Below are 25,345 nucleotides of genomic sequence, written 5' to 3' on the forward strand. Positions count from 1 at the left end.
TATCCAGACCCTGATAATCCCACGAATCAGGCGGGAGTGCGCTTTATCATGCAGCACTCGCTGCGTCCGTCGGTGTCCTTGAAATGAATCTCATCCATGAAACGGCTCATGAGCAGGAGGCCCAGTCCGCCCTTGCGGGGGTGCTTGACGTATTCCTTGGGGTCGGGCAACACCACATCCTCGTCGTGGAGACCGGTGCCGGTGTTCCAGATGCGGATCTCCAGGGCCTCCTCGCGGAAGCGGAGCTCGATCTCCACCTGGTGGGTGCTCTCGCCCCGGTAGGCGTGGATGATCACGTTGGTGACGGCCTCGTCCACGGCGATGGAGACCTTGGCGGCGGTGGCGTCGTCCATGCCCGCCACCAGCGAAGCCCGCTTGGCCAGGCCCGTGACCAGGTTCAGGTACCGCGTCTGGCTGGGGATGACCAGCCGGAAGCTCTCGGGATCGGGAGCGGCCCGCACTCAGCCCTTCCCGCCCATGGCCTGGAAGGCTTCGGTTTCGGTGGGGAAAACCCGGTAGAGCTGGGTGAACCCGAGGGTGTCGAAGATCGCGAAGACGTTCTCGTGGAGGTTGCAGAGGAGGATGTCCCCGCCGTTGTCCCGGACCGTCTCGATGAGGCCCATGATGGCCCCCAGGCCGGCCGAGCTGATGTAGTTGAGGGCCTGGCAGTCCAGGAGGATGGTGAAACGTCCTTCGGCCACGAGCCTTTCGAGGGCTTCCTCGAACATCCGGACCGTATGGGCGTTGATGAAGCCCTCGGGCCGCATCACCGCGACACCGTCCACCTCGCGCACCTGGATCAAAAGATCGGCCATGCCTGTTCACTCCCTGTTGGGGCCCTGGAATCCTGGGTGAATCCTATCGCCCCGGCGGAATAATTGCCAGCCGGGGGTTGGCCGGGCGGGTTTTGGGGTACCATTGCCTCAAATCGGGAACGACATGGACGAGAATGTGCAGGCCTCTCTGAAGAATCTGCTGCAGCAATGGGTCGACACCCGGCAGCAGGCCCTCCTCGAGCAGGTGATGCTCGCCTGGAGCGACGCCACCGGGCACCTGGCGCCGGACGACGCCCTGGTGGCCTCCATCCTGGCCTCCGTGCCGGTGCCCGAACCCGTGCAGGTGGTGGCTCCCGAACCGCCCCCTGCCGTCCCGGCGACCGACGGGAACCTGGGCGCCGGGCTGGACCTCATGGAGGACGCCCACACCCAGGGCGAGGTGCTCAAGCACCTCCTGGACGCCACCCAGCTCTTCGTGGAGCGCAGCGCCCTTTTCGTCCTCAAGCAGGGCATCGCCACCGTCTACGCCCACCGGGGCTTCGACGGCGAATCCCCCAAAGCCGGCAGCCCGGTGGTCCCCCCCGCGGACCTGGAGGAGCTGCTCGGCGGCCGCGCCCGCCTCGTGGCCGGCCCCGGCCCGGCCTACCAGGCTCTCCTGGCCCCCCTGAGCCGCTTCCAAGCCCGGGACATCCTCATCCTCCCCCTGCGCCTGCGCAGGAAGACCGTGGCGCTGCTCCTCGTGGACAGCGGCCTGCAGGACGCCATCGACCACCCCAGCCACGTGCGGGCCCTGGCGCTCTGCGCCGAGGCGCGCCTGTCCTACCTGGCGGGCGTCAAGGAGGAGGAGCGGTCCGCGCCGGTGGAATCCCACCCCTCCACCCTCACCCAGCGCATCCCGGATGCCATCGCGGAGCCCCAGGGGGCCCTCCTGGACCCCCGCGTGCGCATGAACGCCGAACGCAGCGCCCGGGTGCTGGTGGGCGACATCGAGCTCTACTTCCCCGCCAAGGTCACCCAGGCCCAGCAGGAAGGCAGCCTCTACCCCGTCCTCCGGGACGAGCTGGACCGGAGCCGGGCCTCGTTCGTGGAAAGATACGGCCTGGACCTGGAAAACCAGCACCAGATTTTCTACCAAACGGTTGTCCAGCAGCTATGCGCGGGAGACCCCTCCCGGCTCGGGCCGGCTCCCTGGGGCGCGCACTAGGCCATTCTTCCTGGTGACACGGGGCTCGAATCATGGTAAATCCTTGACCCTTAAACGGGATTGAGGAAGCCATGGCGAATCTTGGAAAGAAATGGACCTGTTTCGGATGCGGAGCGAAGTTCTACGACTTCACGAAACCGGACCCCCTGTGCCCCAAGTGCGGCGCGAACCAGAAGGAGGCGCCGGCCAAGCCCAAGGCCGTCAAGAAGGAAAAGGTTGCGCTGGCCATCGACGATGACTTCATTCCCGAAGGCGACGTGGACCCCGCCACCGAGGACACCCTCGAGGAGAGCCTCGGCATCTCCGGCGCGCGGGCCGAGGGGGTGGACCCCGGCGACCTGCAGATGGACGACTACGACGAATAGGCATGACAAGCCTGCCCGCCTGCCCCGGGATCGACCGCCATGCCCACCTGGAAGGCGGCCTGGATCCCCGGTGGGTGCGGGACCGGGCCGGGGAGCGGGGACTGGCGGCGCCGGCGTCCCTGGAAGCCCTGTGGCGCGGGGAGGCCGTCCCGTTTGAGGGTTTCATCGAGGCCTTCTTCTTCGGCTGCCGGTTCCTGCGCGACGCGGGGGCCGTGCGGGACGCGGTGCGCGCCGCGGCCGCCCGGCTCCCCGGGGACAGCGGCGCGCCCCGGGGCGTGGATCTCTGGGTCTCCCCGCACCTGCTGGTGAAGCAGGCGGCCTTCCTGCGGCTGGACGAGCTGTGGAGGGGCCTCGACGAGGGCATCCGGGAGGCCCGCCGAGCCGGCATCCGCATCGCGGTGATCATCGACGCCGTGAACCACTTCGGCGTGGACCACGGCCACGAGGTGCTGGACCTGGTGCTGCCGGAGCGGCCTTCGTGGGTGGTCGGCTTCTCCACGGGAGGCCTGGAGCGGGTCCCCTTCCGCGACTGGGCCCCGGTGTTCGAGCGGGCCCGCAAGGCGGGCCTGCGCCTGGCGGCCCACGCCGGCGAGAACGGCCCGGGCGGCAACGTCCGCGACGCCATCCTGGACGCCGGGGTCGAGCGCATCGTCCACGGCGTGCGGGCCGCGGCGGACCCTGCCCTGGTGGAACTGCTGGCGGACCGGCGGATCCCCCTGGACGTGTGCCCCACCTCCAACCGCGCCCTGGTGCCGGACCTCGGCGTCCATCCCCTGCCCCGCCTGCTCAAGGCGGGCGTGCGCTGCGCCCTGGGCACCGACGATCCCGGGGTCATCCCCACCGACCTGCCAGGCGAGTGGAAAGCCGCCCAGCACATGGGCCTTTCCGGCCCGGACCTGGAAACGCTGGCCCGGAACGCCCAGGCCGACGCGTGGTGCCTGTCTGCCCCTGCCGATTGAAGCGTGAATTCCCGCCGGATTCATGGCAAAATAGCGGTTTCGTTGTGCGCCCGTAGCTCAGCTGGATAGAGCATCAGGCTTCGAACCTGAGGGTCGGGCGTTCGAGTCGCTCCGGGCGCACCACGAGGAACCTGCAGCAAAGTCTTTGCGAATGTGGCGGAACTGGTAGACGCACTGGATTTAGGTTCCAGCGGTTCACACCGTGCGGGTTCGAGTCCCGCCATTCGCACCACCGCCCGCCCGAAGCACCTCAACCTGTTCCAGGAGCACCCATGCAGTCCAGCCTCACGCACCACACCTCCACCCGGAAGTCCATCGACGTCACGGTCCCGGCCGCCGAGGTCAACGAGGAGTTCGGCAAGGTCCTCGCCAAGATCGCCCCGAAGGTCAAGGTGCCCGGCTTCCGTCCCGGCAAGGCCCCCAAGGACGTGCTCATGAAGCGCTACGAGCGCGAGATCCAGTCCGAGGTCGCGGAGAACCTCGTCACCCGCCACTTCATGGCCGCCGCCGCGCAGGCCGGCGCCACCCCCATCTCCCGGCCCGCCCTGGAGAAGATCGAGCTGAAGGAGGGCGCCGAGGGTGTCTTCCGCGCCCAGTTCGACGTGGCCCCCGAGGTCGCCCTGCCCGGCTACAAGGGCCTGAGCGTGACCAAGAAGAAGCGCGCCATCGACGAGGAGGCCATCGCCGAGCACCTGGAGTCCCTGCGCCAGCAGCACGCCAAGTTCATCCCCGTGGAGGAGACCCCCGCCGCCATCGGCCACTACGCCACCCTGGACATCAAGGTCAAGCCCCAGGGCATGAAGCCCGTGAGCTACACCGACCAGGTCATCCAGCTGGCCGAGGGCCGTCCCTTCGACGCCGAGATCCTCGGCATGAAGACCGACGAGACGAAGAAGTTCTCCATCACCATCCCCGCCGAGGACGCCAACCGCGCCATGGCCGGCAAGTCCGTGGCCTACGAGGCCACCCTCAAGGACCTGCGCGCCCGGGAGATCCCCGAGCTGGGCGACGACTTCGCCAAGGACCTGGGCGCCCACGAGAGCCTCGAGGACCTGAAGGCCTTCGTGAAGAAGGACCTGGAAGAGGCCGCCGAGCGAGACGCCGTGGCCCGCCTCCACTCCACCCTCCTCGACACCCTGCTGGACGCCGCCCCCTTCGAGGTGCCCTCCTCCATGGTGAGCCTCCAGCTCGACGACTATTGCCAGGAGTTCGCCGAGATGGCCGCGCGCCAGGGCGTGGACCCCAAGAACATCAACTGGGCCGGCTACCGCCAGAGCCGCATGCAGGACGCCGAGCGCGCCGTGCGCTCCGGCTACCTCCTGCAGGCCATCGGCAACGCCGAGGACCTCCAGGTCACCGACGAGGAGATCGACGCCGAGATCCGCGCCATCATGGAAGAGCACAAGGTGCCCCAGCCCTTCGAGGCCTTCAAGGCCAGCCTCGAGAAGCGCGGCTCCACCACCGAGATCAAGGGCCGGGTGCGCACCGACAAGATCTTCCAGATGATGGTGGCCGCGGCCACCGTCACCGAGGAGCTCCTGGACAAGGAGGCCTTCGCGGCCCTGGTCGACCTGGAGCGCCGCCGCGAGGCGGGCATCCCCGCGGCCCGTTTCGACGCGGGCGGCCTCGAGGGCGGCGAGCTGGAGCACCAGGAGGGCGGGTCCCCCGATTCCGTCCAGCCCGCCGAGACCGAGCACGTCCACGGCCCCGACTGCGGCCACGACCACAAGTAGGCCTTCCCGCCTCCGCTGAAGGGCGCCTCCGGGCGCCCTTCGCGCGTTTTGGAGTAGGATCATGGCATGAGACCACGCATCGGCATCGTCACCATCTCCGACCGCGCCAGCAAGGGCGTCTACGAGGACCTGGGCGGCCCCGCCATCCGGGACACCCTCAAGGCCTACCTCACCACCGAGTGGGAGGAGCGCTACCACGTCATCCCCGACGAGCAGCCCGTCATCGAGGCGACGCTCAAGGCCCTGTGCGACGACGAGGGCTGCTGCCTGGTGCTCACCACGGGCGGCACGGGGCCCTCGCCCAGGGACGTCACGCCCGAGGCCACCCGGGCCGTGTGCCCCCGCATCCTGGACGGCTTCGGGGAGCGCATGCGCGCCGTTTCCCTGCAGTACGTCCCCACCGCCATCCTTAGCCGGCAGATGGCCGGCCTGCGGGGCGCCAGCCTCGTGGTGAACCTCCCGGGCCGGCCCAAGTCCATCCGGGAGTGCCTGGACGCGGTCTTCCCCGCCATCCCCTACTGCATCGAGCTCGCCGGAGGCCCGATCCTGGAGACGGACCCCGCCGTCCTCAAGGCCTTCCGTCCCGCCCGCTGAGGAGCCCCCCATGACCCAGTCCTACGCCACCCACCGCCGTCTGGATCCCGGGTACCACTTCTGGGGTTTCGGGCTGCTGGTCGTCTGCATCGTCCTGGCTGCCTACGGCGCCATCCGCGGCCACGCCGGGGCCTTCACCCAGCTCGTGCTCCTGGCCTTCCTCGGCATCCTGTTCCTCAAGACGCGGATCTACGCCCTGCGGGTGCAGGACCGGGTCATCCGCCTGGAAGAGACGCTGCGCATGAGGGCCCTGCTGCCCGAGGCCCTGCAGGCCCAGATCGCCCGCCTGAAGCCCGGCCAGTTCGTCGCCCTGCGCTTCGCCTCGGACGCCGAGCTGGAGACCCGCGTCAAGGAGGCCCTGGCGGAGGAGCTGGGCGGCGAGGCCATCAAGAAGCGCATCCAGGAATGGCGCCCCGACGAATTCCGGGTGTGACGCCGGAAGCTCCGGGATTCCCCCACGCGCCTGCCCATCAACGCGGGAGCCGCCCTCAGTGGCGCCTGTGGAGCCCCACGATCCACTGGACCACCTCCTCCAGGCTCATTCCCCCGGAGTCCAGCTCCACCGCGTCCCCGGCCTTCCTGAGGGGAGCGACGGCCCGGGTGGAGTCCGCCAGGTCCCGGCGCTGGATGTCCGCCGCCACCTCCGCCAGGGGCTGGGGCGTCCCCTTGGCCTCCAGCTCCAGCGCCCGGCGGCGGGCCCGCACCTCCACGCTGGCCGTGAGGAACACCTTGCAGCACGCGTCCGGGAACACCACCGTCCCGATGTCCCGCCCGTCCACCACCCAGCCCCCCGAGCCCGCGATGGCCCGCTGCTGGTCCACCAGCACCTCCCGCACCCGTCCGTCCGCGGACACCGGCGTGACCATGCGGCTCACCTCCGGCGAGCGGATCGCGTCGCTCACATCTTCGTCCCCCAGGAACTCCCGGGTGCCCCTCTGCTGGATGCGCAGCCCCGCCAGGGCCCGTTCCAGCCCCTCCCGGTCCTCCAGTCCCACCCCCGCGCGCCGCAGCGCCAGGGCCGTGGCCCGGTACATGGCCCCGGTATCCAGGTACTGCCACCCCAGGGCCTGGGCCACGGCCTTGGCCGTGGTGGACTTGCCGACCCCTGAGGGGCCGTCGAGGGCGATGACGGGGAGCTTGGCCATGGAGTCCTTCCGGGTGAGTCAAGATGTCCAGTTTGACTCACTTCCCGGGGTTTGGCTCGGTGGCGTTGTTGCCGGCCCCGCTCCGGTCCAACCTTTGGGCGACCTGAAGTCCCAGATACGTCACGAATGGTTCGAAATCCCTGTCGCGGTGCCTGGAGCGGATCCGGGTGCGAACTCTGGCATGTTGCCCAACCCATGGAAGAGCAAAATCCGCATAGGAACGCGGATTATCAAACAGGCAGTCTTTATCCTGCCTTTTCCCTAAAATCCAATTTATCCCTGTTCCGGCAGGGCCAGCGCCAGGATGGGTCGGCGTTGACATGCAACGTGACTCGACCCATGCCATCGCTGGCCCTGCTGGAACGGGGATGAATAGGATGGCCAGGAAAAAGCAGGATCAAAAGGAGCAAAGGCCATTGCCTTGTCTGATATTTAAGGACACAGTAGTGCTAGTTCAAACGTATCCCCTCAGCCGGGTATCCAACGCTGATGATAATTGGGTTAATGCAATTTTTGCTTTTCCTCGGCGATCCTCGGTTTCCTCGGCGCCTCGGCGTTAAAATTTTCCTAGGTTATGCCGACGCAAAGATTACTCGCGCCGAGGCAACCGGCAAAAAACCTAACGCCGAGGCGCCGAGGGGACCGAGGATCGCCGAGGAAAAGCCCAAAATCCTTTTGCAGATCAGCACTTTCGGATGGACGGGGGTGGCTGAGGGGATACGTTCAAACATTCAGGGGACCCATCCCTGGAGCGCTAGAGAGCATGGGTCTCACCGACCAATATAGGTGTATAAAAATCGAATCAAGACCCGTGCCCCCTAAAAATTCCGGCCGCCCAGGGCATGGGCGGCCGGAACTTCTGAAGGGTGCCTCCCCCTTCCATTACCCGCCTACTCGATGACGCAGAGCACCTGCCGCATCTCCACGTTGTCGCCCTGCTTGACGTTCATCTGGCGGATGACGCCGGCGGCCTTGGCCTGGAGCTCGTTCTGCATCTTCATGGCCTCCAGGACGAGGATGACCTCGCCGGCCTCCACCCGTTCCCCTTCCTTCTTGAGGATCTTGATGATGAGGCCGGGCATGATGGCCACGAGGGCCCCGGCTTCGGCGGCGGCGTTGGAGCTGGCGGCGCGCCGTCCCCGGGCCTGGGGGGGTTCCTCCAGGCCCTCGGCGGAGACCGTGTAGGAGATGCCGTCCACCTCGGCCACCCCGGCGCCGAGCTTGACGGTGTGGGGGGTGCCGGCGATGAGTATCTGGTTCTCCTTGGTGGCCAGGGAAAATTCCACGCCGTTGACCACCATGAGTCCTTCGCGGCGCTCCACGTCGTAGGCGTTGCCTTCCAGGGTCAGCTTGAATTTGGTCGGCATCGGATCACCATCCCCTCTGAGCGCCGGTCCTGCCGGCCATCTTCCACATGGAGCCGGCCTGCACGGGCCCGGCGGCGGGCTTGGCGGCCTTGGCGTCGGTCTGCGCGAACAGCGCGGCGGCGATGGCCGCGGCCACCTCCTCCTTGCCGCCCAGGCCCTGGCGGCGGCGCGCCAGGAAGGGCTTGGCGATCTGGGGGAAGAGGGCGTAGGAGCAGATGTCCTCGTCGCTCTCCGCCAGGTCCCCGATCTCCTTCTTCGCCGCCTCCCAGCCGGGCTCGAGCAGCTCCGCGGGCCGGCAGGTGATGGGCTTCTCGCTGCCGATGGCCAGCTTCTGGATGTCGGGGTCCATGGGCGCGGGGGGCTTGCCGTAGCAGCCGCGGAAGTACTGCTTCACCTCCTCGGGGATCACCTTGTAGCGCTCGCCCAGGACCACGTTGAGGGTGGCCTGGGTGCCCACGATCTGGCTGGAGGGGGTCACCAGGGGCGGATAGCCCATCTCCTTGCGCACCTTGGGGATCTCGTCCAGGACCTCGTAGTACTTGTCCATGGCGCCCTGGGAGCGGAGCTGGCCCACCAGGTTGCTGAGCATGCCGCCCGGCACCTGGAACTGCAGGACGTTGACGTCCACCGCGGCCACGCCGGCCTCGAAGCTCGCGTACTTCTTGCGGATCTTCTCCATGCGGCGGGAGATGTCGGCGAGCCTGGCCAGGTCCAGCCCCGTGTCCCGCGGCTGGCCCTTGAGGGCGGCGACGATGGTCTCCGTGGGGGGCTGGGAGGTGGACATGGACATCGACGAGATGGCGGTGTCCACCACGTCCACGCCGGCTTCCGCCGCCTTGATGAGCGCGGCCGTGCCGAAGCCGGAGGTGTAGTGGGTGTGCAGCTGCACCGGAAGGCCCACCTCCTCCTTGAGCGCCTTGACGAGGTCGTAGGCGATGTAGGGGGTGATCAGGCCGGCCATGTCCTTGAGGGCGATGGAATCGGCGCCCATGGACTTGAGGTCCCGGCCCATCTGCACGAAGGCCTTGTCCGTGTGGAAGGGGCTGATGGTGTATGAGATGGTCCCCTGCACGTGGCCCCCGGCGGCCTTGGCGAACCGCATGGCGGGTTCCATGTTGCGCAGGTCGTTCAGGGCGTCGAAGATGCGGAAGACGTCGATGCCGTTCTTCCTCGCCAGCCGGATGAAGTGCTCGAGGATGTCGTCGGGGTAGTGCTTGTAGCCGACGACGTTCTGGCCGCGCAGCAGCATCTGCAGGCGGGTCCTCGGCAGGGCCTTCCTGAGCGCCCGCAGGCGCTCCCAGGGATCCTCGCCCAGGAAGCGGATGGCGGAGTCGAAGGTGGCGCCGCCCCACACTTCCAGGGACCAGTAGCCGATCTCGTCCAGGGCCTCGCAAAGGGGAAGCATGTCCTCGGTTCGCATGCGCGTGGCCAGGAGGCTCTGGTGCGCATCCCGAAGGAGGGTTTCGCAGATCATCAAGGGTGTGGCTGCCATGTCCGCTACTCCACTTCAGAGGGATGGGGGAACATTTCCTTGGGCTTCACCATGAGCACCAGCGCCCCCTCCAGGGATTCGGAGGAGTGGGTGGTGTAGGCCCGGACCACGGTGCTCTCGCCCTTGCGCAGGCGGATGGGGGCCGCGTTCTTGAACCGGATGGTGATCTCCCCCTGGAGCACCAGGTAGAGCTCGTCCTGGATGTGCCGGTGGAAGGGATACACGTCCTTGAAGTTCATGACGTAGGCGGCGTGGTCGTTGACCTGGCCGAGCTCGAGGTGGCTGTAGGGCGTGGTGAGATGCTTCGCGAGTTCCTTGATGCTGGTCTTGTTGCCCATCTCTCACCTCACAAAGGCATGGTGCTGTGCTTGCGCGGGGGATTGGTGTCGCGCTTGTTCTGGGAGATCTTCAGGGCCTCGATGAGGCGGGCGCGGGTGTCGGCGGGGTCGATCACGTCGTCCAGGTAGCCCCGGCCGGCGGCCACGAAGGGGTTGGCGAACTTGTCCTTGTAGAGCTCGATGAGCTCGGCGCGCTTGGCCGCGGGATCCCCGGCCTCGGAGATCTCCTTGCGGAAGATGATGTTCACGGCGCCGTCGGGGCCCATGACGGCGATCTCGCCCGTGGGCCAGGAGACGTTGTAGTCGCCCCGGATGTGCTTGGAGCTCATCACGTCGTAGGCGCCGCCGTAGGCCTTGCGGGTGATGACGGTGAGCTTCGGGACGGTGGCCTCGCAGTAGGCGTAGAGCAGCTTGGCGCCGTGGAGGATGATGCCGCGGTGCTCCTGGTCGACGCCGGGCATGAAGCCGGGGACGTCCTCGAAGGTGATGATGGGGATGTTGAAGGCGTCGCAGAACCTGACGAACCGGGCGCCCTTCACGGAGGCGTCGATGTCCAGGACGCCGGCGAGCACCAGCGGCTGGTTGGCCACGATGCCCACGGTGTGCCCGTCCATGCGGGCGAAGCCCACGATGATGTTGCCGGCGAAGGTCGCGTGGACCTCCAGGAACTCGCCGTTGTCGACCACGTGGCCGATGACTTCGTGCATGTCGTAGGCCTTGCGCGGATCGTCGGGGACGATGGTGTTGAGGGCCTCCTCCCGGCGGTTGGGATCGTCGCCGGTTTCGACCCGGGGCGCGTCCTCCATGTTGTTGGACGGGAGATAGGAGAGGAGGTTGCGCAGGCTGGCGAGCGCGTCCTTCTCGTCCTCGGCTACGAAGTGGGCCACTCCGCTTTTCGTGGAGTGGATGACGGCCCCGCCCAGGTCGTCCATGGAGACGTCCTCGTGGGTGACGGTCTTCACCACGTCGGGTCCCGTGATGAACATGTGGCTGGTCTTCTTGACCATCATGATGAAGTCGGTGAGGGCGGGGCTGTAGACGGCGCCCCCGGCGCAGGGGCCGAGGATGGCGCTGATCTGGGGAACGACGCCCGAGGCCAGGGTGTTGCGCAGGAAGATGTCGGCGTAGGCCCCGAGGCTCACGACGCCCTCCTGGATCCGGGCGCCCCCGCTGTCGTTCAGGCCCACGACGGGCACGCCGTTCTTCACGGCCAGGTCCATGACCTTGCAGATCTTCTCGGCGTGCACCTCGCCCAGGCTGCCGCCCAGGACGGTGAAGTCCTGGCTGAAGACGTAGACGGGACGGCCTTCCACCTGGCCCCAGCCGGTGACGACGCTGTCGCCCAGGAAGGTCTTCTTGTCCATCTGGAAGTCGTGGGTGCGGTGGGCGACGAAGGCGTCCAGCTCCCGGAAGGTGCCCTTGTCGAGGAAGGTCTCCACCCGCTCGCGGGCGGTCATCTTGCCCTTGGCGTGCTGGGCGTCGATGCGGTCCTGGCCGCCCCCGAGCAGCGCCTCCCTGCGGAGCTTCTCGAGCATCTCCTTCTTTGCCTTGGTATCCATCCGCGTCCTCCAAGCATCCGGTAAAGTGGGGGCAGAGCCGCGCCATCTGCAGGCGTGGGCTCCACCTGAACTCGACTTGCCCTCGATCCGCCTATTGTAGAGGCAGGCGAAATCCGGGAGCCTGGAAAAAACAGGTGAATCCTCGCTCTTGGATCGAATGGCCCGCCGCCTCTACTTTTTGGCATAACGTCATTAATTCTAATTTTTAATTTCCAAGGTCACGCGCCTGCCCTTGGGGGCGGGACCAGACCCCGCTGCAATTGGTGATGAAAGGCACAACCCGGGGCTCAAACCCGCTGCAGGTAGTGTTCTACCGTGTACCGGAGGTCGGGGTCCATGTCCTTGACCTCGCGCTTCATCCACGCGAGGTAGTCCTTGGGAACCTGGGCCCAGGGCACGCCCCGGTGCTTGCTGCCGAACTGGCAGGTCTCCAGGAGGCTGGGGGCCTCGGCCCAGGCGATGAGATCCTGGACCGTCTCCACGCCGGGCTGGGGATGCTCCTGGAGCCAGGCCAGTTCCCGGAGGAGAAGCCGGCTGGTCACCAGCGCGTCCGCAAGGGCCTCGTGGGCCGGCAGGCCCTCCGCCTCTACCACCTCCAGCTGGAGGAAGTACCGGAGGTATTGATTGGAATAACGGCCGAGCTTCGGCCAGAGCTTGCGGGCCAGGCGCATGGTGCAAAGGACCGGGCGTCCCGCCCTGGGCAGGAAACCGAAATCGAAGGCGGCGTTGTGGGCCGCGTAGGCGTCGAAATCGCCCTTCTGGAAGACGGGCAGCACCTCGCCCAGGGCGGGGGCGCCTGCCACGTGCCGGTCCACGATGTGGTGGATGGCCGAGGCCTCCGGGGGGATGGGGATGCCCGGGTCCACCAGGAAGCTTTCCCGGCGGAGGATGCCCTCCCCGGTCCGGACCCAGACCCCGGCCACGGACACGACCCTGTCGGCGGACGGGCTGAGACCTGTGGTCTCGGTGTCCACCACCAGATAGGTCAAATCGGCAAAGCTCATAGGGATCTCCCAAGCCATTCAGGCAGAGATGCCGGTCCGGCGCAACGATCCCCGGGCGGGCGGAAGGGGGGGAATGCCCAGGTTTGGGTTGAACAATTAGTGAATGGTCCTAAAGTCGAAGTGCTTCGACCTGCCCCAAACCCGGCCATGAAAGTGCTATGAGCCCCAGAACCCTCCACAAGACCCAGGCGCGCTGCTGGTCCGGCGCCAAGGCCCTGGCCGAGGCCAGGGAGGAGCACCGCCAGGCCCTCCGGAAGGTGGCCCACGACCTGCGGAACCCGCTCAACAGCATCCTCCTCATGGCCCAGCTCCTGGAGGAGACGGGCGGCTCGCCCGAAGCCGCCAGGATCGCCAGGCGCATCCAGAAGCAGTGTTCGGAAATGAACGAACTGGTGGACAAAGCCCTGGAAAGAGTCCCTGATTAGTCATCCAATTAGAGGGTGCCCGGCCTCGGGCATCATGGTATTCATGAGTATCCGCCTGGCATAGGAGTTTGGACCGTGAGTCATCCCTACACCCACTACGTTGAGGAATACGTCAAGCTGCAGGAGGAGGCCCGCACCATGCCCCTGGGCGACCTGGCTCCCGCCCATGCGCCCAGGCTCATGGACAACGCTCCCCGGGTGCTGGTCTTCGCTCCCCATCCCGACGACGAGTCCATCACCGGAGCCCTGACCCTGCGCCTTCGCCGCGAGCTCAACTACCGCGTCTGCGTGGTGGCCGTGACCCAGGGCAGCCGCGTGGACCGGCAGGAAGCCCGTCTCCAGGAGATGTACGGAGCCTGCCACTTCCTGGGCTTCGAGCTCATCACCACCCGGCAGAACGGCCTCGCCAGCGTCAACCCCAAGACCCGGGGCGGCAACCCCGACGGCTGGGCCACCTCGGTGGAGACCATCGCCCAGATCATCTCCTACCACCGCCCCTCCTTCATCGTGATCCCCCACGACCAGGACTGGAACAGCACCCACCTGGGCACCCACCACCTGGTGGTGGACGCCCTCAAGACCCTCGGACCGGCCTTCAAGTGCCGCATCGTCGAGACCGAGTACTGGCATCCCATGGCGGATCCCAACCTCATGATCCAGTCCACCCCCGGGGAAGTGGCGGACCTGGTGGCGGCCACGTCCTTCCACAAGGGCGAAGTTGTCCGCAACCCCTACCACCTCACCCTGCCCTCCTGGATGTCCGACAACGTCCGCCGGGGCGGCGAGATCGTGGGCGGCCAGGGCGAGGCCACGCCGGTCTGGAACTTCGCCTCCCTCTACCGCGTGCGGGACTGGGTGCGGGGCGGCTTCGAGACCTGCCTCAAGGCCGGGCGCATCATCCCCACCGGCGGCGACCTCGCGGCCGTGTTCAAGATCCAGTAGCAAGATTCGGATTGTGACCTCCCTCCGGAAGCCCGAATCTGGGGTCCGGAGGGGGTTTTCATGTCCGAGAGCGATTTCGCGCGGTGCGCCAGGGCCATCCGGTTCCTCTGCGAGAGCGTCCAGGAGCAGCCCCGCCTGGCCGAGGTGGCCGCCCGGGCCGGGGTGAGCGAGTTCCACTTCCAGCGGATGTTCCAGCAGTGGGCGGGCATCAGCCCCAAGCGGTTCCTCCAGTACCTGACCCTCCAGGAGGCCAAGGGGCTCCTCATGGAATCCCGCTCCCTGCTGGAGGCCAGCCTGGAGCTGGGGCTGTCCAGCCCCAGCCGCCTCCACGACCTGTTCCTGTCGCTGGAGTGCATGACGCCTGGGCAGTTCAAGGAGCGGGCCCGGGGCGTCCAGGTGGGCTGGACGGTCGTGCCCACGCCTTTCGGAGCGGCCCTCCTGGCGGCCCTGGACGGACGCCTCTGCGGCCTTTCCTTCCTGGAGGGGGAGGACCCCGGCCCCGCGCTGGAGGAGCTGCGGGCCCGGTGGCCCCTGGCGGAATTCCGGCGCGAGGAGCTCGCTCCCCTGGCGGAGGCCCTGGGCGCGCGCTTCCGGGGCGAGCCGGGTCGGCCCCTCTCCCTGATGCTCCAGGGCTCTCCCTTCCAGCTCCGGGTGTGGGAGGCCCTGCTGGCCATTCCGGAGGGCCGGGTGCTTTCCTACGGCGACCTGGCCCGCACCCTGGGCGAGCCCGGCGCAAGCCGGGCGGTGGGGGCTGCCGTGGGCAGGAACCCCATCGCCTGGCTCATTCCGTGCCACCGCATCATCCAGGGCTCGGGGGCCCTCGGGGGCTACCACTGGGGCGCCGGGAGGAAGCGGGTGATCCTCGCGCTGGAAAGGGCGCGGATCAGCGCGTGAGGGTGAGGGTGTAGCCGGCCGTGGTGGAGTAGGCCCGCTTGTAGCCGTTCACGAGGATGTAGTAGTTGACCGCGCTGGCGCCGGTGTTCTTGTAGGTGACGGACTCCGTGGACGAACTGCCCGTGCTGCTGGCCAGCTTCGTGCCGGAGGCGCTGTACAGGTAGAGGTCGTAGTCCTTGGCGGGGCCGGTCATGTTGACGGTGAGCGTGGCGCCGGGGTTGACCGCGACCTTGAAGTAGTCGGCGTCGGTGGTCGTGCCCACGAAGCCCGTGATCTTCGTGACGGCGTTGCCCACGGCGTTGGCGGTGGCGATGGTGCCGTTGCTCTCCACCTCGGCGTAGGTGGCCGAGCCGGAGGCGACGGTCACGGTGGCGGAGGCGGACTTGCTGGTGTCGGCGGTGGAGGTGGCCGTCACGGTGTAGGTGCCGACGGTGGCGGGGGCCGTGTAGAGGCCGGCCGTCGTCACCGTTCCGCCCGTGCAGGTCCAGGTCACGGTGGTGGTGCTGCTGCCGCTCACGGCCGCGGTGAACTGCTGGGTCGCGCCGGGGGCCAGGGTGGCCGACCCGGGCGTCAGGACGACCGAGACGCCCGTGGAGGCCAGGGCGCCCACGTTGATGGCGCCGAAGGCGTTCTGCACGGCGGCATACTCGGCGCCGGCGGCGCCGTAGAGGTCCGAGGCCGCATTGAGTGCGGCGGTGCGGGCCGCCGCATAGTTGGTGCTGGAGGTCATGTAGGATGTGAGGGCCTTGTACCAGATGCGGATGGCCTTCTCGGGGCCGATGCCGCTGAAGCCCGAGGGGGCGTAGGAGCTGTAGTAGTTGCTCGTGCTGGTGGCGCTGGCGCCCTGGCTCATGAAGAAGAACATGCGGTTCGCGGGGCCCGAGCTGTAGTGCACGTCGAGGTTCTTGACCGTGGAGGACCAGGCGTTGGGGCTGGCGCCGTCCAGGCTGGGCTTGTACATGTAGCGCAGGGGGGTGGAGGAGAGCTGCTCGCCCACGGTCCAGCAGCCGTCGGTGTTGGCCACCGTGGCGGGCATGGAGAAGCCGTTGCGGGCGTAGAGCTCGACCATGTTGCCGAACATGTCGGAGTTGGCCTCGTTCAGGCCGCCGGACTCGCCGGAGTAGGTGAGGTTCGCTGTTGCGGCGCACACGCCGTGGCTCATCTCGTGGCCGGCCACGTCGGGGGCCTCGAGGCTCTTGAAGGAGCTGCCGTCGCCGTACGTCATGCAGAAGCACGTGTCGTCCCAGAAGGCGTTGTCGTAGCTCTTGCTGTAGTGCACGCGGCTGTAGGTGGCCTTGCCGGCCCCGTCGATGCCGTTGCGGCCCAGCAGGTTCTTGTAGAAGTCGTAGGTGATCCCCACGCCGTAGTGGGCGTCCACCGCCGCGGTCTGGCCCGTGGCGCCGGTGGTGGAGGTGGTCGAGCCGGTGTAGTTCGTGCCGTCGCCCCAGGCGTTGTCGGCGTCGGTGTAGAGGGTGCCGGTGCCGCTGGTGGCGTGGTTCAGGTTGTAGGTGGCGATGTTCATGCCGCGGACGGTGTCCTTGAGCTCGTAGGAGGCGCCGTTGAGGTTCGTGTTCAGGGACACGGTGCCGCTGAACTGGGACTGGCCCGAACCGACGGCGGCGGTGGTGTGAAGGTCGTCCCAGGCGTCCAGGATCGCGCCGGTGTGGGCGTCCACGAGGTAGTCGGTGTCCTTCGTCTCGCCCTCGTTGCGAAGCGAGGTGTGCACGTGGTAGGCCAGGACGTGGCGGAGGACCTGCTCCTCGAAGTCCTCGGCGTTGGCGGCCCGGGCGCGGCCCGCCTTGGCGGCGAGCGCCTTGACGGGGTAGACCACCAGCCTGGCGGTGGGGGCCTCGGCGTAGGCGCCGGCAGGGGCGAGATGCCCGTGGGCCACGGCCACGGCCTCGGCCGGAGCGAGGTTGGGCTGGACGTTGATGGCGATGTGGCGCACCAGATGGTCGGTGATGGGACGCTGGAGCCCGGAGGCCTCGGTGTGGGTGATCGCCATGCCGCCGAACACCGGGATGCCCTGGTAGTGCTGCTGGAAGCGCGCATGGGTCCGGCCCGCCTCGTCCTTGATGGCGTTGCGCTGGGAGAAGGTGTGCTGTCCGTCGAGTCCCAGGGCGCCGCGCAGATCCGTCAGGTGGCTGAGCGGGGTCACCTGGCCGAAAGCCGGGGCGACGACCAGGGCGAGGGTGAGGAGGGTGAAGGTACGACGGCTCGAGGCCATACGGTACTCCCTTGCGGATGGGTTGGAAGGATCCAGAAGCTACGGGTCATGCGGCCGAAGGCGTGGAGGGCCTGCGGCGCATGGGTTCTGGACGGTGGGGGTGTGACCTGAAAGGATCATCAGGGAATCCCCTGCGCACGGGGTGTTAATTAATGTGAAATCCCGATTGGCGACCTACACGTATTTAATTGTAAATGAACGAGATAGAACGCTGGATGAGTACCTCGCGTTGTGTGATACTGCCTCGGAACCCGATGCATTCGACTCTTCCTTTTCCCGGGAAACCCAATGTTCATGCGCCTCCTCTCCCTCATCGCCCTCGCCGCCCCGCTGCCGGCGCAGGCCCCGGCCCGCCTCGACGTGAAGCCCGCGGGCCGCGTGCTGCTGGGCAGCACCGGTCCACGCGAGACCCGGACCGTCGCCTACACCTTCACCAACGTCAGCGCCCGGCCCATCGCGCTCCGCCTCGGGGACCTCTCCCCCGGCGTCACGGTGCGCGGACCGGCCCTGGAGGGTCCCTTCGCGCCCGGCCAGAGCCTCGGGCTGACCCTGACGGTGGACCCCACGGGATTCGTGGGACCCCAGGCCCGCAACGTGCGGCTCCTCACCGACGATCCCCTGCAGGGCGAATACCGTCTCCCGGTGGCCCTGGACGTGCGCGCGGACCTGACCGTCGACGCGCAGCGCAAGAGCCTGGGCATCGTCGCCCCGCACGAGAGCCCCCAGGCCGTCTTCGCCTTCACCCGCGAGACGGGCCAGCCCACCGCCCTGCGCCTCGCGGGCGGGATCGCGCCCTACCTGGATGCGGAAGTTGTGCCCGGATCACCGACGTCGCGGCTTCTGGTGACCCTGCGGCCCGCGCGGGTCCCGCCCGGGGCCACCCTGGGCCTGGAGACCCTGCAGGTGGAGACGAGCGCACCCATGCAGCCCGCCTTCACCCTCTACCTGGACTGGAAGCTCCACCACCCCGTCGAGGCGGTCCCCAGCCGCGTGGTCTTCCTCGACCCCGCGGCGCCCGCCCAGGAGCTCCTCCTGAAGGCGCGGGACGGCAAGGCCTTCCTCGTCGAGGACGCGAAGGTGGAAGGGGGCGGCTTCACCCTGGGCCCCCTCCCCGGCGCCGCTCCGGAGCAGTCCCTCGCCATCCGCCGCACGGCCACGTCCGTCGCCAGGGCCCTCCTGGTGCTCCGGTTCAAGGGCCAGGACGCGCCCCTGCGGGTGCCCCTCTCCTACCTCCCTAGCTCGACGCCGCAAGCTCCCCCTGCAGCATCCCCTTCAGCAGGTCCACCACCGCGCCCGTGAAGATGCCCTCGAAGGTGAAGTCGAACACGTGGAGTCCTGGGTCCTCCAGGGCCTCGGCCACCGACGGGGGCCGCCCTGACATGAGCTGGGAACCTACCACCAGGCCGTAGAAGCGCAGCAGGAACTGGGCTCCCCTGCCCGGAGCCAGGTCCGGGATGGCCCGCTCGAGGCTGGCGCCCACGCGGGTCACGCCGTCCTGGAGGAACCTCGCGAAGGCCAGGGCCTCCTCCCGGGGCACGTTCTGCTCGAGGACGCCGTGGACCAGGGCCTGGAGGCTGGGCAGCAGGGGCCGGTCCAGGAGCTCGCGCACGAGGCCCGCGGCGACCCGCTCGGGATCCTCGCCGCGGGGCGTGGCCTCCAGGCGCAGCGCCGCGCCCTGGAACCACCCGCCCATCTCCGCCTTGAGCACCGCCAGGAAGAGCGACTCCTTGGTGGGGAAGTAGAGGTAGAGCGTGCCCTTGCCCATGCCCAGGCGCCGGGCCAGATCGGCCATGCGCAGGTCCTGGTAGCGGCAGACGCTGAACAGCTGGGCCGCGGCGGCAAGGATGGCCTTGCGCCGGAGCTCCTTCTCTTCAGGTCGGTAGGCACGCCGCATCGGAACCTCGCCTTTGATGATACTGACCCGGGGTCATTTAAGTTGCGTTCCAAATGGATTAAAAAGGCGCCCCGCTCCTTCCGGTTTGATAAGGTTGACGACTCTGCATGCCAGTTCGGCAAAAAGCGTGAAACCGCGCAGCAATGACCAAGGAGCATCAAGCATGTCCAACAATTCCCGCGTTTCTCTGTCCGCTTCAGCGGTGGCCCTCCTGCTCGTGGCGGCCGCGCCCCACGCCATGGCCTCCGGATTCCAGCTGAGGGAACAGGGTGCCAGCGGCCAGGGCCTGTCCTACGCCGGCATCAGCGCCGGCAGCACCGACATCAGCGGCATGTTCTTCAATCCCGCCGTGCTCAACCGCTTCGAAGGCACCCAGATCCAGGTGGGCTTCACCAACATCCTGCCCTCCACCAAGTTCAGCAACGGCGCCGCCAGCAGGGCCGCGATCCCCGCCGCCTCGCCCTTCAGCGCGATCACCGGTTCCGCCTCCACGGGCAACGCCGCCCTGAGCGCGGTCACGCCCACGATCTACGCCATGTGGTCCCTGCGCCCCGACCTGAAGGTGGGCTTCTCGGTGAACGTGCCCTACGGGCTCACCACCCAGTACGACGACAACTGGATCGGGCGCTACCACGCCCTGCGCAGCCACCTGGAGACCATGGACATCACCCCCACCGTGGCCTACCGCTTCAACGAGAAGTGGAGCGGCGGCGTCTCCTTCGTGGCCCGCAAGGCCAAGGCGGAGCTGAGCCAGGCCGTGGACTTCGGCTACGAGGCCTACATGGGCGTCGCCCAGCTGGCCCCCGCAGGCATCACCAACACCAACCCGCTCACCGGCGGCCCCGTGGTCTACCCCGGCGCCGCGGACGGCAAGGTCTCGGTGACGGGCGATTCCTGGGGCTACGGCTTCAAGGCCGGCCTGCTCTTCGAGCCCACCAAGGCCCTGAGCGTGGGCATGGGCTACCAGTCCGCCATCAAGGAGAACATCAAGGGCGACGCCACCTTCTCGATCCCGCCCACCGTCGCCCTGGGCCTGGCCGGGCTCTACCAGATCAACCCCGGCGCCGCCAGGAAGCCCTACCTGGACGGCCTGGCCGCGGCCTTCACCGCCGGCACCGCCAGCGGCCCCGTCACCGCCGAGCTGAACCTCCCGGCCGTGATCACCTTCGGCCTGAACTACCAGGTGTCGCCCACCGTCACTTTGAGCGCCGAAGTGGAGCGCACCCAGTGGTCGAAGTTCCAGGAGCTGCGCCTGAAGTTCAGCAACCCCGCCACCCAGGCCGACAACATCACCGCCGAGAACTGGAAGGACAGCACCTTCGTCTCCGCGGGCGCCACCATCCGCCCCGGCAACGGCTGGGCCTTCCGGGTGGGCCTGGCCGTGGATTCGGCCCCCGTGGACGACACCTACCGCACCCCCCGAATCCCCGACGCCGACCGCACCTGGATCTCCGGCGGCGCGAGCTACCAGTTCAGCAAGGGCTTCGGGATGGACTTCGGCTACACCCACATCATCGCCAAGGACTCCACCGTCAACCTGAAGGGCGGCACCAACCCCCTGTCCTCGGACTACATCAAGGGGAACCTCTCCGGCACCTTCAAGAACGCCATCGACATCTGGGCGCTGCAGGCCCGCTGGTCGTTCTAGACCGCCTCCAGCAACCTTCCCCGCCTTCCGGCTCCCGCCGGAGGGCGGGGAAGGCGCTATAAAATGACCTTTAGATCTTCAATGCTGCCAGCATTAGATGTTTTTTCACTTGGGCGCTATCTTTGAAGCCGGAGGTCCCATGCTCGCCGCCTACCGTACCCACGTCGCCGAACGCGCCACCCTCGGCATTCCGCCCCTGCCCCTGACCCCGGAACAGACCCTGGAGCTGGTGGGCCTCCTAAAGCGGCCCCCGCAGGGCGAGGAAGCCACCCTGCTTGAGTTGCTCATCCACCGGGTCCCCGCGGGCGTGGACGACGCCGCGCAGGTCAAGGCGGACTTCCTGGCCAAGGTCGCCTGGGGCGAGGAGACGAGCCCCCTGGTGAGCCGGGAGAAGGCCACGGAGCTGCTGGGGACCATGCTGGGCGGCTTCAACATCTCCCCCCTCATCGCTCTTCTGGACGAGCCCGCGGTGGGCGCCATCGCCGCCGAGGGGCTCAAGAAGACCCTGCTCATCTTCGACTACTTCGACCAGGTGAAGGCCAAGGCCGACGCGGGCAGCGCCAACGCCAAGGCGGTGCTGGCCTCCTGGGCCGGGGCCGAATGGTTCACGTGCCGGCCGGAAGTGCCCCGGAGCCTCACGGTGACGGTCTTCAAGGTCACCGGCGAGACCAACACCGACGACCTCTCCCCGGCCCCGGACGCCTGGAGCCGCCCCGACATCCCGCTCCACGCGCTGGCCATGCTCAAGAACCCGCGCCCCGGCATCGTCCCCGACGAGCCCGGCAGGCTGGGCCCCATGAAGCTCCTGCAGGAGCTCATCGCCAAGGGCCACCCGGTGGCCTACGTGGGCGACGTGGTGGGCACGGGCTCCAGCCGCAAGTCGGCCACCAACTCCGTGCTGTGGTGGACGGGGGCCGACGTGCCCTTCGTGCCCAACAAGCGCTTCGGCGGCGTGTGCCTGGGCTCGAAGATCGCGCCCATCTTCTACAACACCATGGAGGACTCCGGCGCCCTGCCCATCGAGCTGGACGTCTCCGGCCTGGACACCGGCGACGTGGTCGAGCTGCGCCCCTACGAGGGCAAGGTCCTCAAGGGCGGCCAGGTGGTGGCCGAGTTCCAGGTGAAGTCCGAGGTGCTCTTCGACGAAGTGCGCGCCGGCGGCCGCATCCCGCTGATCATCGGCCGGGGCCTCACGGCCAAGGCCCGCAGGGCCCTGGGCCTCCCCGCGTCCGCGCTCTTCCGTCCCAACACCGTGCCCCCCGCGTCCACCAAGGGCTTCACCCTGGCCCAGAAGATGGTGGGGCGCGCCTGCGGCCTGCCCGAGGGCGAGGGCGTGCGGCCCGGCGCCTACTGCGAGCCGCACATGACCACCGTCGGCAGCCAGGACACCACGGGCCCCATGACCCGCGACGAGCTGAAGGACCTGGCCTGCCTGAGCTTCTCGGCGGACATGGTCATGCAGTCCTTCTGCCACACCGCCGCCTACCCCAAGCCCGTCGACATCCAGGTGCACCACACGCTCCCGCCCTTCATCACCAACCGCGGCGGCCTGTCGCTGCGGCCCGGGGACGGCGTCATCCACACCTGGCTGAACCGCCTCCTGATGCCCGACACCGTGGGCACCGGCGGCGACTCCCACACCCGCTTCCCCATCGGCATCTCCTTTCCCGCCGGTTCGGGCCTGGTGGCCTTCGCCGCCGCCACGGGCGTCATGCCCCTGGACATGCCGGAATCGGTGCTGGTGCGCTTCAAGGGCGAGATGCAGCCCGGCATCACCCTGCGGGACATGGTCAACGCCATCCCGTACGAGGCCATCAAGCTGGGCCTGCTCACCGTGGAGAAGAAGGGCAAGAAGAACGTGTTCTCGGGCCGGATCCTGGAGATCGAGGGGCTGCCCAAGCTCAAGATCGAACAGGCTTTCGAACTGACGGACGCTTCGGCCGAGCGGTCCGCGGCCGGCTGCACCGTGAAGCTGGACAAGGAACCGATCCTCGAATACATGAACTCCAACGTCACCCTCATGAAGTGGATGATCGCCAACGGCTACGAGGACCGCAACGCCCTGGAGCGCCGCATCAAGGCCATGGAGGCCTGGATCGCGAAGCCCGAGCTGCTCGAGGCCGACAAGGACGCGGACTACGCCGCCGTCATCGAGATCGACATGAGCGCCATCACGGAGCCCCTGCTGGCCTGCCCCAACGACCCCGACGACGTGAAGCCGCTGTCCGCGGTGGCCGGCACGAAGATCGACGAGGTCTTCATCGGCTCCTGCATGACCAACATCGGCCACTTCCGGGCGGCCGGCCGGGTGCTGGAAGGCCAGACGGACATCCCCACCCGCCTGTGGATCGCCCCGCCCACCAAGATGGACGAGTTCGTCCTCATGGAGGAGGGCTACTACAGCATCCTGGGCCGCACCGGCGCCCGCATGGAGACTCCCGGCTGCTCCCTGTGCATGGGCAACCAGGCCCAGGTCAGGAAGGGCGCCACCGCCATCTCCACGTCCACGCGCAACTTCCCCAACCGCCTGGGCATCGACACCCAGGTGTTCCTGGGTTCGGCCGAGCTCTCCGCCGTGTGCGCCCTGCTGGGCCGGATCCCCACCCTGGACGAGTACCTGGCCCAGGTGGCGACCGTCAACACCAAGGCGAAGGACATCTACCGGTACATGAACTTCGACCAGATCGCGTCCTTCCGGGACGTGGCGGACACCGTGACGGTCTGATCCGTCCCCTCCTTCACCAGCCCCCCTTCTTGAGATCCAGGGCCTCGATGCGCCGGGCGCAGGCCTCGACGCTCCGCTCGTAGTCCCGGAGGACGGTGACGATCTCCTCGAGCACCTGGACGCCCAGCAGGAACCGCTGCTGGCCGGCGGGGGTGTACCGGTCCTTCTCCTTTTCGAAATAGTCCTTCAGGTGGTCCACCCGGTTCTGGATCATCGTGGCCTGGTACCGCCACCAGATCCCGAACCGGCGAACCTCCTTGGCGGCCTTGCCGATGAAGTAGCCGTCACGCTCCTCCCTGCCCAGCTTCTGCAGGATCTGGTCGAGCATCAGGTCCAGGCTCTCCTTGAAGTGAAGGCCCAGGGGGGTGCCCGGGTCCAGGGATTCGGTTCCGAAGGCGCGGTTGATTTCAGGATATTCCTGGAGGGTCGTGAAGCGGTCGAAAGCGTCGCGGTTGATCCCGTGCAGGGTGGTGCGCAGGGCCCGGACCTGCTCCAGGGCCTGGGCGTTCCGTTCGGCCACGCCGTGGCCGCACTGGATCGCGGGCAGGGCGAGAAGCAGGATGGACAGGCGGCGCCTCATGGCTTGTTCAACAGGTTCTTGAACCAGCCCGGGTTGTCCTTGGCCTTGTCGGCCAGTTCCTTGCCGAGCAGGGCCACCACGCCTTGGTGGATGCCCAGGTCCAGGAGAGCCTTCACCCGCTCCGTCGTAGGCTTGGCCGCCGTAGCGGCCAGGGAGGCGTCGATCGCCTCCCGGTCCCGCAGCAGCATCAGCTCCAGGACATCCCGCCTACGTTCGCCCGCTTTCTGCCGCGTCAGGCCCATGGCGGCGATCTTCCGGTTGATCACGGTCTCGTCGAAGGCGGTCATGTTCTTGGTGCCCCGGCCCTTGGCGATGCGGTTCTGGAGCTCCTCGACGTTGTCGGTGGCGTACTTGGAGATCTGGGAGGTCCAGTCCAGGGCCCGCTCCAGGAAGCCCAGGCGGATCAGCAGGTCGAGGATGAGGTTCACCTGGGCCAGGCCCTCGTCCTCGCTCTCGCTGCCGCGCTCGTGCTGGTAGCTGTATTCCAGGGCCTCCAGGGCCAGGAGCATGCACTGCCGCTCGTTCCTGGGAAGGGTGGGCCAGAGGGGGAGGATGCCCTGGAGGGAGGCGGCCAGGGTGCCGCCGGGGTCCGCCTCGGGCGGGGGGGGCGGCGCCAGGCGCCCCTGCTGGTCCTGGAGGACGGCCATCTGGAGGGTGGACACCTCGGCCTGGACCGTGCGGAGCCGCACCTCGATGAGCTCGCCGTGGGCGAGGTAGGGGTTCGCATCGGAGGGCAGGCGCAGTTCCGCGCCCCGGAGGCGGCCCTTGCCCTGGATGGCCTCCAGCGCGGCGGCGGCCTCCTTGAGGAGCCGGTCCAGCCGTTCGGTGGCCTCGGCCAGATCCAGGGCGGTGCGGCTTTCGGGCTCGGGCGGGGGCGCGGCGGGGCCGTCCATCTCGCGGTAAAGCCAGCCGAGCCGGATGGCGAGGCGGGCCAGCTTGCCGTGGTCCATGCGCTTGCCCGGCAACAGGGCGATGAGGAGGGCGGCCAGGTGGATGGCCACCGCCCCCCGGGCGTCCAGGTCCCCCTGGGGGACCAGCTTGCGCAGGGAATCCAGCACCACGCGCTTCTCGATGGAGATGTCGATGAAGAGGGACCGGGCCTCGTCGTGGCTGCCGTCCGGCTGATCCTTGTCCACCCGCTCGGCCAGGTCCGCGAAGAGGCATCTCGGGCACTGCCAGACCCGGTGGTGATGGGGCACCACGTCGGTGACGAGGCCCCGGAGCCAGCGGTAGGCGGTGACGTGGCGGTCCGACTCGCGGCTGGCCACGGTGTACAGCCTGGGATTGGCCAGGCGCAGGGGCACCTTCTGCTCGCAGGCGGGGCACTGGATCGTCTTGGTGAGAAGCGGTTCCTCGGCCATGGGGGATCCCAGGGAAAGGCCACCGTAGGGCTCAGCCACGTCGGCCCGGACGGACTCCGGGCCCCGCGGGGGAAAAGCTTAACCGATATGGGGTTTGGTGGCGATCCGAGCGC

At 68.0% G+C, this 25,345-nt stretch carries 24 protein-coding genes and 2 tRNA genes; 14 read left to right on the forward strand and 12 right to left on the reverse strand.

Features of this window, described 5'->3' with window-relative positions; all coding sequences use genetic code 11:
* Positions 1-26: 26 nt before the first annotated feature.
* Positions 27-461, reverse strand: coding sequence for an ATP-binding protein (locus ACZ5MC_RS16700; protein ID WP_306601607.1), 435 nt, complete (start codon positions 459-461; stop codon positions 27-29).
* Complete coding sequence (locus ACZ5MC_RS16705; RefSeq protein ID WP_306601608.1) at positions 462-815, reverse strand: STAS domain-containing protein; 354 nt, start codon at positions 813-815, stop codon at positions 462-464. It abuts the gene before it with no gap.
* A 124-nt stretch (positions 816-939) separates the two neighbouring features.
* Between ACZ5MC_RS16705 and ACZ5MC_RS16710 the strand changes: the two genes are divergently transcribed.
* From ACZ5MC_RS16710 to ACZ5MC_RS16745, 8 genes are all read left to right on the forward strand, one after another.
* On the forward strand, positions 940-1,980 hold the full coding sequence (locus tag ACZ5MC_RS16710; protein WP_306601609.1) for a hypothetical protein: 1,041 nt from the start codon (positions 940-942) through the stop codon (positions 1,978-1,980).
* 71 nt (positions 1,981-2,051) lie between these two features.
* Positions 2,052-2,345, forward strand: a complete 294-nt coding sequence (locus ACZ5MC_RS16715; protein ID WP_306601610.1) for an FYDLN acid domain-containing protein — start codon at positions 2,052-2,054, stop codon at positions 2,343-2,345.
* A gap of 2 nt (positions 2,346-2,347) precedes the next feature.
* Positions 2,348-3,304: an adenosine deaminase family protein gene (locus ACZ5MC_RS16720; RefSeq protein ID WP_464516312.1), complete on the forward strand. Its 957-nt coding sequence runs from the start codon at positions 2,348-2,350 to the stop codon at positions 3,302-3,304.
* A gap of 46 nt (positions 3,305-3,350) precedes the next feature.
* Positions 3,351-3,427, forward strand: a tRNA-Arg gene (locus ACZ5MC_RS16725).
* A 24-nt stretch (positions 3,428-3,451) separates the two neighbouring features.
* Positions 3,452-3,536 (forward strand) — tRNA-Leu (locus tag ACZ5MC_RS16730).
* Positions 3,537-3,576: 40 nt separating this feature from the next.
* A complete protein-coding gene (gene tig, locus ACZ5MC_RS16735; protein WP_464516313.1) occupies positions 3,577-5,037 on the forward strand; it encodes a trigger factor in 1,461 nt (486 codons plus the stop codon).
* A gap of 66 nt (positions 5,038-5,103) precedes the next feature.
* Positions 5,104-5,631 carry a molybdopterin adenylyltransferase gene (gene mog, locus ACZ5MC_RS16740; protein ID WP_464516314.1) on the forward strand — a complete coding sequence of 176 codons (528 nt, stop codon included), beginning with the start codon at positions 5,104-5,106 and terminating at the stop codon, positions 5,629-5,631.
* Positions 5,632-5,641: 10 nt separating this feature from the next.
* Positions 5,642-6,064 (forward strand): DUF6526 family protein, encoded by a 423-nt coding sequence (locus ACZ5MC_RS16745; RefSeq protein WP_464516315.1) that lies wholly within the window; start codon positions 5,642-5,644, stop codon positions 6,062-6,064.
* A gap of 55 nt (positions 6,065-6,119) precedes the next feature.
* On the opposite strand, the gene cmk is transcribed toward ACZ5MC_RS16745, so the two are convergent.
* The 6 genes from cmk to ACZ5MC_RS16775 all read right to left on the reverse strand — a co-directional run bounded on the left by cmk (position 6,120) and on the right by ACZ5MC_RS16775 (position 12,536).
* Positions 6,120-6,776 (reverse strand): (d)CMP kinase, encoded by a 657-nt coding sequence (cmk, locus tag ACZ5MC_RS16750; protein WP_306601615.1) that lies wholly within the window; start codon positions 6,774-6,776, stop codon positions 6,120-6,122.
* Positions 6,777-7,666: 890 nt separating this feature from the next.
* Positions 7,667-8,143: an acyl-CoA carboxylase biotin carboxyl carrier protein subunit gene (locus tag ACZ5MC_RS16755; RefSeq protein WP_464516316.1), complete on the reverse strand. Its 477-nt coding sequence runs from the start codon at positions 8,141-8,143 to the stop codon at positions 7,667-7,669.
* 4 nt (positions 8,144-8,147) lie between these two features.
* Positions 8,148-9,635, reverse strand: a complete 1,488-nt coding sequence (locus ACZ5MC_RS16760) for a pyruvate carboxylase subunit B (protein WP_464516317.1) — start codon at positions 9,633-9,635, stop codon at positions 8,148-8,150.
* A gap of 5 nt (positions 9,636-9,640) precedes the next feature.
* Complete coding sequence (locus tag ACZ5MC_RS16765; RefSeq protein WP_306601618.1) at positions 9,641-9,973, reverse strand: cupin domain-containing protein; 333 nt, start codon at positions 9,971-9,973, stop codon at positions 9,641-9,643.
* 8 nt (positions 9,974-9,981) lie between these two features.
* Positions 9,982-11,532, reverse strand: a complete 1,551-nt coding sequence (locus tag ACZ5MC_RS16770; RefSeq protein ID WP_306601619.1) for an acyl-CoA carboxylase subunit beta — start codon at positions 11,530-11,532, stop codon at positions 9,982-9,984.
* A gap of 287 nt (positions 11,533-11,819) precedes the next feature.
* Entirely contained in the window at positions 11,820-12,536 is a 717-nt protein-coding gene (locus ACZ5MC_RS16775; protein WP_306601620.1) for an exonuclease domain-containing protein, read from the reverse strand.
* A gap of 158 nt (positions 12,537-12,694) precedes the next feature.
* Here ACZ5MC_RS16775 and ACZ5MC_RS16780 point away from each other — a divergent pair, with 158 nt between their 5' ends.
* The 3 genes from ACZ5MC_RS16780 to ACZ5MC_RS16790 all read left to right on the forward strand — a co-directional run bounded on the left by ACZ5MC_RS16780 (position 12,695) and on the right by ACZ5MC_RS16790 (position 14,797).
* The gene (locus ACZ5MC_RS16780) at positions 12,695-12,961 is read left to right on the forward strand and encodes a sensor histidine kinase (protein WP_306601621.1); all 267 of its coding nucleotides are present in this window, start codon (positions 12,695-12,697) and stop codon (positions 12,959-12,961) included.
* A gap of 75 nt (positions 12,962-13,036) precedes the next feature.
* Positions 13,037-13,903: a PIG-L deacetylase family protein gene (locus tag ACZ5MC_RS16785; protein ID WP_306601622.1), complete on the forward strand. Its 867-nt coding sequence runs from the start codon at positions 13,037-13,039 to the stop codon at positions 13,901-13,903.
* A gap of 60 nt (positions 13,904-13,963) precedes the next feature.
* Positions 13,964-14,797, forward strand: a complete 834-nt coding sequence (locus tag ACZ5MC_RS16790; RefSeq protein WP_464516318.1) for a methylated-DNA--[protein]-cysteine S-methyltransferase — start codon at positions 13,964-13,966, stop codon at positions 14,795-14,797.
* On the opposite strand, the gene ACZ5MC_RS16795 is transcribed toward ACZ5MC_RS16790, so the two are convergent.
* Positions 14,787-17,024: a M4 family metallopeptidase gene (locus tag ACZ5MC_RS16795; protein ID WP_464516319.1), complete on the reverse strand. Its 2,238-nt coding sequence runs from the start codon at positions 17,022-17,024 to the stop codon at positions 14,787-14,789. The genes ACZ5MC_RS16790 and ACZ5MC_RS16795 overlap by 11 nt on opposite strands.
* A 288-nt stretch (positions 17,025-17,312) precedes the next feature.
* Here ACZ5MC_RS16795 and ACZ5MC_RS16800 point away from each other — a divergent pair, with 288 nt between their 5' ends.
* The gene (locus ACZ5MC_RS16800) at positions 17,313-18,323 is read left to right on the forward strand and encodes a hypothetical protein (protein ID WP_464516320.1); all 1,011 of its coding nucleotides are present in this window, start codon (positions 17,313-17,315) and stop codon (positions 18,321-18,323) included.
* Here the strand turns inward: ACZ5MC_RS16800 and ACZ5MC_RS16805 are convergent.
* Complete coding sequence (locus tag ACZ5MC_RS16805) at positions 18,259-18,918, reverse strand: TetR/AcrR family transcriptional regulator (RefSeq protein WP_306601626.1); 660 nt, start codon at positions 18,916-18,918, stop codon at positions 18,259-18,261. The two genes, ACZ5MC_RS16800 and ACZ5MC_RS16805, sit on opposite strands and share 65 nt — an antisense overlap.
* Positions 18,919-19,081: 163 nt before the next feature.
* Here ACZ5MC_RS16805 and ACZ5MC_RS16810 point away from each other — a divergent pair, with 163 nt between their 5' ends.
* Both ACZ5MC_RS16810 and acnB read left to right on the forward strand, forming a co-directional pair.
* Entirely contained in the window at positions 19,082-20,566 is a 1,485-nt protein-coding gene (locus ACZ5MC_RS16810; RefSeq protein WP_306601627.1) for an OmpP1/FadL family transporter, read from the forward strand.
* Between the two features lie 139 nt (positions 20,567-20,705).
* Positions 20,706-23,291 carry a bifunctional aconitate hydratase 2/2-methylisocitrate dehydratase gene (gene acnB, locus ACZ5MC_RS16815; RefSeq protein ID WP_306601628.1) on the forward strand — a complete coding sequence of 862 codons (2,586 nt, stop codon included), beginning with the start codon at positions 20,706-20,708 and terminating at the stop codon, positions 23,289-23,291.
* A gap of 13 nt (positions 23,292-23,304) precedes the next feature.
* Here acnB and ACZ5MC_RS16820 read toward each other — a convergent pair whose 3' ends face one another.
* A complete protein-coding gene (locus ACZ5MC_RS16820) occupies positions 23,305-23,871 on the reverse strand; it encodes a hypothetical protein (RefSeq protein ID WP_306601629.1) in 567 nt (188 codons plus the stop codon).
* On the reverse strand, positions 23,868-25,232 hold the full coding sequence (locus tag ACZ5MC_RS16825) for a DUF2225 domain-containing protein (RefSeq protein WP_306601630.1): 1,365 nt from the start codon (positions 25,230-25,232) through the stop codon (positions 23,868-23,870). Before ACZ5MC_RS16825 ends, ACZ5MC_RS16820 begins: the two co-directional genes overlap by 4 nt.
* Between the last annotated feature and the right edge of the window lie 113 nt (positions 25,233-25,345).

Source organism: Mesoterricola sp. JemC181, from assembly GCF_055384585.1.

Excerpts from the sequence above, each read along its gene's own strand:
- ACZ5MC_RS16705 (WP_306601608.1), bottom strand. The coding sequence starts at position 815 with ATGGCCGATCTTTTGATCCAGGTGCGCGAGGTGGACGGTGTCGCGGTG.
- ACZ5MC_RS16710 (WP_306601609.1), top strand. The coding sequence starts at position 940 with ATGGACGAGAATGTGCAGGCCTCTCTGAAGAATCTGCTGCAGCAATGG.
- ACZ5MC_RS16715 (WP_306601610.1), top strand. The coding sequence starts at position 2,052 with ATGGCGAATCTTGGAAAGAAATGGACCTGTTTCGGATGCGGAGCGAAG.
- ACZ5MC_RS16720 (WP_464516312.1), top strand. The coding sequence starts at position 2,348 with ATGACAAGCCTGCCCGCCTGCCCCGGGATCGACCGCCATGCCCACCTG.
- tig (WP_464516313.1), top strand. The coding sequence starts at position 3,577 with ATGCAGTCCAGCCTCACGCACCACACCTCCACCCGGAAGTCCATCGAC.
- mog (WP_464516314.1), top strand. The coding sequence starts at position 5,104 with ATGAGACCACGCATCGGCATCGTCACCATCTCCGACCGCGCCAGCAAG.
- ACZ5MC_RS16745 (WP_464516315.1), top strand. The coding sequence starts at position 5,642 with ATGACCCAGTCCTACGCCACCCACCGCCGTCTGGATCCCGGGTACCAC.
- cmk (WP_306601615.1), bottom strand. The coding sequence starts at position 6,776 with ATGGCCAAGCTCCCCGTCATCGCCCTCGACGGCCCCTCAGGGGTCGGC.
- ACZ5MC_RS16755 (WP_464516316.1), bottom strand. The coding sequence starts at position 8,143 with ATGCCGACCAAATTCAAGCTGACCCTGGAAGGCAACGCCTACGACGTG.
- ACZ5MC_RS16760 (WP_464516317.1), bottom strand. The coding sequence starts at position 9,635 with ATGGCAGCCACACCCTTGATGATCTGCGAAACCCTCCTTCGGGATGCG.
- ACZ5MC_RS16765 (WP_306601618.1), bottom strand. The coding sequence starts at position 9,973 with ATGGGCAACAAGACCAGCATCAAGGAACTCGCGAAGCATCTCACCACG.
- ACZ5MC_RS16770 (WP_306601619.1), bottom strand. The coding sequence starts at position 11,532 with ATGGATACCAAGGCAAAGAAGGAGATGCTCGAGAAGCTCCGCAGGGAG.
- ACZ5MC_RS16775 (WP_306601620.1), bottom strand. The coding sequence starts at position 12,536 with ATGAGCTTTGCCGATTTGACCTATCTGGTGGTGGACACCGAGACCACA.
- ACZ5MC_RS16780 (WP_306601621.1), top strand. The coding sequence starts at position 12,695 with ATGAGCCCCAGAACCCTCCACAAGACCCAGGCGCGCTGCTGGTCCGGC.
- ACZ5MC_RS16790 (WP_464516318.1), top strand. The coding sequence starts at position 13,964 with ATGTCCGAGAGCGATTTCGCGCGGTGCGCCAGGGCCATCCGGTTCCTC.
- ACZ5MC_RS16795 (WP_464516319.1), bottom strand. The coding sequence starts at position 17,024 with ATGGCCTCGAGCCGTCGTACCTTCACCCTCCTCACCCTCGCCCTGGTC.
- ACZ5MC_RS16800 (WP_464516320.1), top strand. The coding sequence starts at position 17,313 with ATGTTCATGCGCCTCCTCTCCCTCATCGCCCTCGCCGCCCCGCTGCCG.
- ACZ5MC_RS16805 (WP_306601626.1), bottom strand. The coding sequence starts at position 18,918 with ATGCGGCGTGCCTACCGACCTGAAGAGAAGGAGCTCCGGCGCAAGGCC.
- ACZ5MC_RS16810 (WP_306601627.1), top strand. The coding sequence starts at position 19,082 with ATGTCCAACAATTCCCGCGTTTCTCTGTCCGCTTCAGCGGTGGCCCTC.
- acnB (WP_306601628.1), top strand. The coding sequence starts at position 20,706 with ATGCTCGCCGCCTACCGTACCCACGTCGCCGAACGCGCCACCCTCGGC.
- ACZ5MC_RS16820 (WP_306601629.1), bottom strand. The coding sequence starts at position 23,871 with ATGAGGCGCCGCCTGTCCATCCTGCTTCTCGCCCTGCCCGCGATCCAG.
- ACZ5MC_RS16825 (WP_306601630.1), bottom strand. The coding sequence starts at position 25,232 with ATGGCCGAGGAACCGCTTCTCACCAAGACGATCCAGTGCCCCGCCTGC.